The sequence below is a fragment of the Acinetobacter sp. YH12098 genome, from assembly GCF_013419235.1.
In the GTDB taxonomy this organism is placed as follows: Bacteria; Pseudomonadota; Gammaproteobacteria; order Pseudomonadales; family Moraxellaceae; genus Acinetobacter; species Acinetobacter amyesii.
Genome location: NZ_VPAO01000066.1, coordinates 1 through 8229, shown reverse-complemented (window position 1 = coordinate 8229; position 8229 = coordinate 1). Strand labels below are relative to the sequence as shown.

General features: G+C 39.0%; 10 protein-coding genes. 5 read left to right on the top strand and 5 right to left on the bottom strand.

Features of this window, described 5'->3' with window-relative positions:
- The 3 genes from FTU38_RS16120 to FTU38_RS16110 all read right to left on the bottom strand — a co-directional run.
- On the bottom strand, nt 1-874 hold an 874-nt coding region (locus FTU38_RS16120; RefSeq protein ID WP_180111854.1), incomplete at its 3' end, for a phage late control D family protein.
- A gap of 687 nt (nt 875-1561) precedes the next feature.
- A complete protein-coding gene (locus FTU38_RS16115) occupies nt 1562-2125 on the bottom strand; it encodes a TetR/AcrR family transcriptional regulator (RefSeq protein ID WP_180004218.1) in 564 nt (187 codons plus the stop codon).
- 302 nt (nt 2126-2427) lie between these two features.
- Complete coding sequence (locus FTU38_RS16110; RefSeq protein ID WP_180004217.1) at nt 2428-3063, bottom strand: cation transporter; 636 nt, start codon at nt 3061-3063, stop codon at nt 2428-2430.
- 76 nt (nt 3064-3139) lie between these two features.
- Here FTU38_RS16110 and FTU38_RS16105 point away from each other — a divergent pair, with 76 nt between their 5' ends.
- The 3 genes from FTU38_RS16105 (at nt 3140) to FTU38_RS16095 (ending at nt 5295) form a co-directional block, all read left to right on the top strand.
- Nucleotides 3140-3556 (top strand): Cd(II)/Pb(II)-responsive transcriptional regulator, encoded by a 417-nt coding sequence (locus tag FTU38_RS16105; RefSeq protein ID WP_180004216.1) that lies wholly within the window; start codon nt 3140-3142, stop codon nt 3554-3556.
- A gap of 80 nt (nt 3557-3636) precedes the next feature.
- The gene (gene yegQ / locus FTU38_RS16100) at nt 3637-5031 is read left to right on the top strand and encodes a tRNA 5-hydroxyuridine modification protein YegQ (protein WP_180111851.1); all 1395 of its coding nucleotides are present in this window, start codon (nt 3637-3639) and stop codon (nt 5029-5031) included.
- Nucleotides 5032-5040: 9 nt separating this feature from the next.
- The gene (locus FTU38_RS16095; protein ID WP_180009475.1) at nt 5041-5295 is read left to right on the top strand and encodes a YfhL family 4Fe-4S dicluster ferredoxin; all 255 of its coding nucleotides are present in this window, start codon (nt 5041-5043) and stop codon (nt 5293-5295) included.
- 285 nt (nt 5296-5580) lie between these two features.
- Here FTU38_RS16095 and ahpF read toward each other — a convergent pair whose 3' ends face one another.
- Nucleotides 5581-7146 carry an alkyl hydroperoxide reductase subunit F gene (ahpF, locus tag FTU38_RS16090; RefSeq protein WP_180111849.1) on the bottom strand — a complete coding sequence of 522 codons (1566 nt, stop codon included), beginning with the start codon at nt 7144-7146 and terminating at the stop codon, nt 5581-5583.
- 433 nt (nt 7147-7579) lie between these two features.
- On the opposite strand from ahpF, the gene FTU38_RS16930 reads away from it, so the two are divergent.
- Together FTU38_RS16930 and FTU38_RS16925 are read left to right on the top strand one after the other, a co-directional pair.
- On the top strand, nt 7580-7738 hold the full coding sequence (locus tag FTU38_RS16930) for a hypothetical protein (protein ID WP_257222656.1): 159 nt from the start codon (nt 7580-7582) through the stop codon (nt 7736-7738).
- Nucleotides 7739-7786: 48 nt separating this feature from the next.
- On the top strand, nt 7787-8086 hold the full coding sequence (locus FTU38_RS16925; RefSeq protein ID WP_257225746.1) for a hypothetical protein: 300 nt from the start codon (nt 7787-7789) through the stop codon (nt 8084-8086).
- Here the strand turns inward: FTU38_RS16925 and FTU38_RS17075 are convergent.
- On the bottom strand, nt 8083-8223 hold the full coding sequence (locus FTU38_RS17075) for a transposase (protein WP_373684017.1): 141 nt from the start codon (nt 8221-8223) through the stop codon (nt 8083-8085). The two genes, FTU38_RS16925 and FTU38_RS17075, sit on opposite strands and share 4 nt — an antisense overlap.
- Nucleotides 8224-8229: the final 6 nt, after the last annotated feature.

Here is an 8229-nt window from a genome sequence, read left to right as displayed (position 1 = left end):
TTAAGCTGGCATTGTCTTGGCTTTGGCTATGCTGATGTTTGCTTTGAACAGAACCTGCGCCTTCTTCTTGGCTCAGTCCATCGGCTTGCCAGCGCTGCACATGGACCGCAGTCGGTTGAATGCTACGCTCACCGATCAAGCTGGTGATGCTGTCTTGTTTTTCTGTGGCGCTAGAGCGATGAAAGCGGATGCTACGACGGCTGAGTGCTTGATATTGGCTATTGTCATCAATCAGGCGAAGTTTTTGTTTTTCAATTGGGGCTGAGGAAGGTGGCACTTTCAGCTGCGCTTCATCGATGAGCCAGTTGATGCCTTCACTGCGCCAAAGTCGCGTTAAAAAGTCATAATCGCTTTCATTCGACTGCATGATGAAAGGTCGTACATCATAGTTTTGGCTTAAACCGCTTAGATCAAGCGTTAGACTGGCAGCAAAGAGCGGACTTTTGCTTTGCCATTCTTTGAAGATTGTTTCACTAACATCGCGAACAGATTTGTTCATAAACACACGGCTGTTGCGGCGTTTATGCCACAGTGAAGTTGCATCTTCTAAAGTGAGTTTATATAGGGTGAGTGAACCGTCACTCTGCCCTTGAGCCGCCTCTGTAATAATACCCGTAGTACGGAAGAGTTCGCCCTGATCAGTCACTTGATCAACGGCAACTTGTGCGCCAATAAATTGTTTTAGTGGAATAAGTGCATTAGTAGATAGGCAAATCAAAGTCGCTTGCACGCCTTGGTTTAAGACATGCTCCCCATCAATACGTTGAATAAAAAGCTCATCATTCAACGCAGGGTTGGAAAATTGCACATGAATGGCACGTTTTTGGGCGGATAGACCCAATTGTTCTAATACAGCAAATATTTTGCCTAACATAATAAAAATTCTAAATTGTAATCATGGAAATAATTTTGCTGCTAGTTTAGTCAAATTCATCAATAAACTTAATGCTTAAAAACATAGAAGATGTTTCGTTATGTAAAATCCACGATTCAAAAATTCACTTAAAACTAAAAAGCTGAGAACCCACTCACTAAATACTTCTTGCATATAAAATATTCACCAAATGGTCTTAGACCATGCACTTGCATCCAACAAGCAACGTCATTCACACAAGTGTAAAAATAGTTTATCGTCTAATTAGCACCGAGCTTAATGATTAATTTTTTAATATTATCTTTAAAAATAGTAGATTAATTTAAACTCAAGTCAGATTAAAAAACACACAACCCTTTCTTTCCTGTCTTGTAATTCACCTAAGATCCCCTATAATTCAAAAAAACAGACAAGTCTGTCTATTTTGCTGCAAAAACCGAATGAATTTAGCATTCAGAGGGTAAAAATATAAATGAGAGAAAACGTATAAAACGTTCGAAAATCAAATCATTGACTTAAGCTAACAAAGTGAATGATTTGAACGCACAATTGTCAGCAAAGCGCGATTACCCCAAATAATCGCGCTTTTTATTTTCTTAGAATCTTAAAGTATTTGAAAAAAATTGATGGTTAATCAATACAAATAAGTCGTCGCTAGATTTAAAACCTAGATGCCTACAAACAAATTTAAGCGGTCAATTCCAAACGAATTAAGGTTTCAACTCGCTTCCAATAATCTGCTAAATGCACTTGGTTGGAGTCAATTTGGGCTTGGATGGTCATGCCATCCAAAATACTACTCAGAAATGCAGCTAGTTGTTCAGTTTGCTGAATGCCCAGATTTTGTAAGGCAGTACTTAGTTTTGATTTAAGCCACTCTTTATAGTCAATCGCAGGTTGCAATGAAGACGGATAAACTTTAGATATTTCTTCTACTGCTTTTTGAAACATACAACCATTGAAATCTGCAGTACGAAACCAAGCATCGTACCAAGCAAAAATGGTTTTAATATGCGAAAGATGGTCTTCTGGATCACATTTTGCAATAGTAGCTTCAAGTGATTCCTGTAAATTAAGATTTCGAATCACGAGACATTCTTCAATTAATTTGGCTTTAGAGGGGAAATATTTATAAAACGTCATTTTAGCAACGCCCGATTCCCCAATAATTCGATCTATACCAATCGAGTTATAGCTATAAGAATTGAAGAGTTGGAGCGCAACGTTAATGATGTCTTGCTTTTTCGACATTTAATTTACCTGATGCACCAATGGAGCCTAAACATAAAGCTTTTAAGGTAGAAAACCTAATTTTTAAACATGATTTTCGCGCGCTATTGTAAAGCATAACTTAACTGGAGTCTGTAGATAAAACCTCAGCACCCCATTAAATACAGTCTGATTTCAGAAGATTTATCAAATTAGCAGTCAGGAAAATTTCGTATAAAACTGACTGCTATTTTAATTTCAACTAGTGATTTAACGACTATTCATCTGCGTTAAAAACATGGATAAAATGAATGCCATTAACGGTGGATTTAAGAGTAAGTATTTTAAGAGCAAGGGGTACTCAGAATATCTTTTTGCTTACGCTCTTGCAGTGCTTTTCGAATCACCTGATAACCACCCGTTAAACCTAAGATCGCCATGATTGCCGCCACGATCAAATCTGGCCATAGACTGCCTGTACCAAATACCCCAACAGCCGCCAAGATCACCGCGACATTACCAATCGCATCATTACGGCTACATAGCCAAACGGATTGCATATTGGAGTCACCTTCTCGGAAGGCATATAAAACATATGCACAAATGACATTAGCAACTAGAGCCAAAATACCAATCAGCCCCATGGTGATCGGTTCAGGAGCGATCCCATTGGCATAGGCATAGAGCACTTTGGCAATGACCACGATCCCAAACGCTGCCATAACAAAACCTTTCACCAAGGCAACTGTTGCACGCCAATATAAACTGGCGCCAAGTACGGCTAATGAAACCCCATAATTTACGGCATCACCAAAGAAATCTAACGAGTCCGCCCAAAGCGCAGAAGAATGTGCATAAGCCCCACCAATCAGCTCTACCAAAAACATTATGGCGTTAATGATTAGGGCAATCCAAAGTGCAATACGAAATTTACTGTTGGGTTTGCTTGGTGCTGGCTCATGACTACATGTACATGCCATAAATATGCTCCAATTTAAAAATCAATGGATTTGTATTATTCTTATTCAAAACTATGGACTCACTCCAAGGTCAAGCATGAACGTACAAAAACATTATTTGATTAAAGAATTGTCCACCAAAGCTGGGGTAAGCGTTGACAGTATTCGCTTTTATGAAAAGAAAAAACTGCTGAAACCTAGCTTCCGCGCAGACAACAATTATCGCTATTATGATGAAGAAATGTACAAACGTTTGGTTTTTATTAAGCGCTGTCGAAACCTCGATATTTCTCTCACCGAGATTCAAACCCTGCTTGAACTTGAGCAATCCCCTACGCAAAGCTGTCATGCTGTGAATGAATTAATTGATAATCACATTCGTCAAGTTTCTGAAAAAATTAAAGAATTAGAAAATTTTAAAATACAGTTAAGTAAGCTCCGTGCTAGTTGTAATGAAACCAGTCAAATTAATGATTGCCAAATTTTAAAACATTTGGAAAACGAAATATCTTGAAAACCCAACTAAAATACTTGGTTGAATCCTTTTTTTAGATCACTACAATAAAGCCATAAATTTTTTATGCCTTTATTGACATGACGATTCAACACGTAACCGAACTCCTCTCACCTGCTGGCTCATTAAAAAATATGCGCTACGCTTTTGCTTATGGCGCAGATGCCGTGTATGCAGGTCAGCCGCGATATAGCTTACGTGTGCGCAATAATGCTTTCGACCATGACAATTTAAAAATTGGCATTGAAGAAGCTCATGCCTTAGGTAAAAAGTTTTATGTGGTGGTGAATATCCAACCGCATAACTCAAAACTGAAAAATTTCATCCGTGACCTTGAGCCTGTGGTTGCCATGGATCCTGATGCGCTAATCATGTCTGACCCCGGTCTGATCATGATGGTGCGTGAACATTTTCCAGAAGTGTCCATTCATTTGTCTGTCCAAGCCAATGCGGTGAACTGGGCAACGGTTAAATTTTGGAAAAATATGGGACTGACACGTGTCATTCTGTCACGTGAATTATCAATCGAAGAAATTGAAGAAATTAAACACAATGTACCTGATATGGAAATTGAAGTTTTCGTACACGGTGCATTATGTATGGCTTACTCCGGTCGTTGCTTACTTTCTGGCTATATGAATAAACGTGATGCAAACCAAGGTGCATGTACCAATGCATGCCGTTGGGATTATAAAATTCACGATGCAGTTGAAGATGAAACTGGTGATGTTATTCCAGTCACACAAATTAAAGAATCATCATGCTGCAATAATAAAAATGCCGATGAGCAACACGCCCTAGAACAACACCAATTCGGCGAGCCGGTTTTATTACAACGCAATGAAGAAGACATGTTTGCTGCCGAAGAAGATGAACATGGCACTTATTTCATGAACTCAAAAGACTTGCGTGCTGTACAGCATGTAGACCGTTTAACCAAAATGGGCATTCATTCTTTAAAAATTGAAGGCCGTACCAAGTCTTACTTCTACTGTGCGCGTACCGCTCAAATTTATCGTAAAGCCATCGATGATGCCCTTTCAGGTAAACCGTTTGACCCTGCTCTCATGTCTCAGCTTGAAGGTCTTGCGAACCGTGGTTATACCGAAGGTTTTTTACGCCGCCATGTTCATAGTGAATATCAAAACTATGAAACCGGCTCTTCACGTTTTGATCATCAACAGTTTGTAGGTGAAGTTTTAGAACGCAATGGCGACTCTCTTAAAATCGAAGTGAAAAACCGTTTTGTTGTAGGTGATTCTTTAGAACTGATGACCACTTCAGGCAACATCACCTTCGTTTTAACTGAAATGAAAGATAAAAAAGGTAATCTAATTGACGATGCCAAAGGTTCAGGTCATATCGTGGATATTCCTGTGCCTGCTGATGTCGATATGCGCTATGCCTTACTGATTCGTAACTTACCCAATTCGACAGTGGATATTTCGGCTTCATCTTTAGCTTATCAGGCTTGAGTTCACTTTATGGCTTTGTTGATTACAGATAAATGCATCAATTGTGACATGTGTCTACCTGAATGTCCCAATGATGCCATTTATGAAGGCTCAAAGATTTATGAAATCGATGTCGCACGTTGTACTGAATGTGTCGGTTTCTATGCGCACCAAACTTGTGTTTCAGTTTGTCCGATTGAGTGTATTGTGCCTCATCCTGAACATGTGGAGACAGATGAGCAGTTAATGGAGAAGTTTAAAGGCTTGAATTTATTTAAATCTTAAATTTTTGATGTGATTGGTATATTAATTGCTTACTCCGCTTTATATTTTATAGAGAAACAACCTTGGGGAAAGTATAAAAATAAGGTTGTAAAACAAAAATAGCTGGGCAACGAATAGGATTCAAAATGTGTGGGGACATTTTGAATCCTAATTTTGCAGACAAAAAAAGGAACTCCGGTGTTAGCGTCCAAAGTTCCTGTAAAACGAGAATATTAAGAAAAATAATATTCAAATGACAACATTCAGCGCGGCCAGCGTGTTTCTCGAAACACACTGGCCTTTCTTTTATTGACCCGAACGGATGATGTAATCAAAAGCAGACAATGATGCTTTCGCGCCTTCACCTGTCGCAATGATGATTTGTTTGTACGGTACTGTTGTACAGTCACCTGCAGCAAATACACCTTTTACATTGGTTTCGTTACGCTCGTTAATTACGATCTCACCACGGTTTGAAAGTTCAACTGCTGTTTCTTTTAAGAAATCAGTGTTTGGAAACAAACCGATTTGTACAAAGATACCTGCCAATTCAATCGTTTTGATTTCATCAGTTGCACGGTCTTTGTAGTTCAATGCAGTCACTTGTGAACCATCACCAACCACTTCTGTAGACAATGCATTCATGATCACAGTGGTATTCGGTAAGCTGTTTAACTTATCTTGAAGGACTTGGTCAGCACGAAGCTTAGTATCAAACTCAACGAGTGTTACATGTTCTACAATACCAGCAAGGTCAATCGCCGCTTCGACACCTGAGTTACCACCACCAATCACCGCAACACGTTTACCTTTAAACAATGGACCGTCACAGTGTGGGCAGTATGCAACACCACGAGTACGGTATTCTTGCTCACCTGGAACATTCATCTCTCTCCAGCGTGCACCTGTTGAAAGAATCACTGTTTTAGATTCAAGTTTTGCACCATTCTCTAAAGTCACTTCAACCAAGCCATTGGCTGTTTGGTCAGCACCTTTGATGTCAGATACACGTTGCAAGTTCATGATGTCCACACCGTACTCACGTACATGTGCTTCCATTTCAGCAGCAAACTTAGGACCTTGAGTCTTTTGAATTGAGGTGAAGTTCTCAATGTCCATAGTATCCATGACCTGACCGCCCATGCGTTCAGCCACGATACCGGTTTTAATACCCTTACGTGCAGCATAGATTGCAGAAGTATTACCTGCAGGGCCGCCACCAATCACAAGAACATCAAAGGCTTCTTTGGCATTTAACTTTTCAGCATCTTTTGCGGCAGAGTTGGTGTCTAATTTAGCAATGATTTCTTCCAAGGTCATACGACCTTGACCAATGTGCTCACCGTCTTGGAATACCATTGGTACAGCCATGATTTTGCGTTCTTCGACTTCGTCTTGGAAGAATGCACCATCAATCATGGTTGCAGTTGTACCTGGGTTATAGATCGCAATTAGGTTCAAGGCTTGAACCACGTCAGGACAGTTATGGCAGCTGAGTGATACGAACACATCAAAGTCAGTTTTAAGACCTAAACCTTTAATGGTATTCAGTACTTCGTCAGAAACTTTCGGTGCATAACCAGAGGTTTGTAACAATGCCAAAATCAAAGAAGTGAATTCGTGGCCCATCGGTAGACCTGCGAAGAATACACGTGGTGTTTCACCTGCTTTTGCAATACCAAAGCTTGGCGCACGGCTGTTGTTACCGTCAAAACGTGCAGTCACTAAATCAGATAAGGCAGCAACTTCGGTCACCAATTCTTTAATTTTGTCTGATTTGTCAGTGCCGTTTAAAGTCGCGACGATTTCAATCGGGCCTTCAAGGCGTTCAAGTAAGGTTTTTAATTGAGCAGAAGTATTTTGATCTAACATTGCTAACGTCTCCAGAGGAGTAAATTTATTTGATGAGAGAATGATAGAACAAACCATTAAATAGGTGAAACGGTTTGTTTTTATAAAATTAATCGGTTTTACAAATCAAATGATTAAATTTCTTTCTAAATCATAAATATATGGGCCTATATTAACATTAAAATGATTTATTTCGTACATATATATCGTGATAAATCCCTCATTTTTTTCTTTTTTATTGAAATCACACCAAGCCTGCGCAAGACCCACTTACGTCCTGATTAATTACAAAATCTTTATAAAGCTTTAAGTTTCATTTCAGCAAGACGGCATTAAATCAAATGAAATATCAGGTGATTTGACTGCTTTTGAGTTCCATCAATAAAGCCACAATCAATCCCTTGCATCAATCAGCCATCGATCTACAAGTATAAAATCAACAGTGAGCAGAATAATGAAAATTGAATTTGTCTTTGATATTGTTTATCCCATGAGTTATGTCGCATTTCAAAAGTTAAAACAAAACTGGAATGAACATACCGCAACCCGTGTAGAGCTATTGCCGATTCAACGCGTTCCTGAAATTCCTGAACAAGGCTTAGATGTGCTGTAGTATTTAACCAATAAGTATGGCGCAAGTGCAGCAAATCGAAAACTCGAAATGACAAAGTTTGCCGCTTATAGCGAAGATGTGATTGTCAATATTGAGCACATGAAACGTATGCCAAACAGTCAACTGGCTCATCAAGGTATTTTGGCCTTGGACAATATTCTGGATCAATATGCCCTGACTCAAGCCTTATTATTCCATGCATTATTTGCACACGGTCAAAATATTGCTGATATTCAGGTTTTAAAAAGCATCATTGAAGGCATTGGTTTAGATGGCTCAAAAGTACTGCGCTCAATTCAACATAAAGATATTGCAGACCGTCAGCATGAAATTACACAATATAGCTAAATACCAAATAAATCACTACAGTAATCTTTAAATAATTTATCAATATCTTTAACTCTAAACTTAGTTCGAATCGCCTTGACTCGTGACCACATATTTTCTATTGGATTTAAATCTGGACTATATTTAGGAAGCCACACAATGTA

Coding starts and splice junctions, on each gene's coding strand:
- FTU38_RS16115 (WP_180004218.1), bottom strand. CDS start 2,125: ATGTCGAAAAAGCAAGACATCATTAACGTTGCGCTCCAACTCTTCAAT.
- FTU38_RS16110 (WP_180004217.1), bottom strand. CDS start 3,063: ATGGCATGTACATGTAGTCATGAGCCAGCACCAAGCAAACCCAACAGT.
- FTU38_RS16105 (WP_180004216.1), top strand. CDS start 3,140: ATGAACGTACAAAAACATTATTTGATTAAAGAATTGTCCACCAAAGCT.
- yegQ (WP_180111851.1), top strand. CDS start 3,637: ATGACGATTCAACACGTAACCGAACTCCTCTCACCTGCTGGCTCATTA.
- FTU38_RS16095 (WP_180009475.1), top strand. CDS start 5,041: ATGGCTTTGTTGATTACAGATAAATGCATCAATTGTGACATGTGTCTA.
- ahpF (WP_180111849.1), bottom strand. CDS start 7,146: ATGTTAGATCAAAATACTTCTGCTCAATTAAAAACCTTACTTGAACGC.
- FTU38_RS16930 (WP_257222656.1), top strand. CDS start 7,580: ATGAAAATTGAATTTGTCTTTGATATTGTTTATCCCATGAGTTATGTC.
- FTU38_RS16925 (WP_257225746.1), top strand. CDS start 7,787: ATGACAAAGTTTGCCGCTTATAGCGAAGATGTGATTGTCAATATTGAG.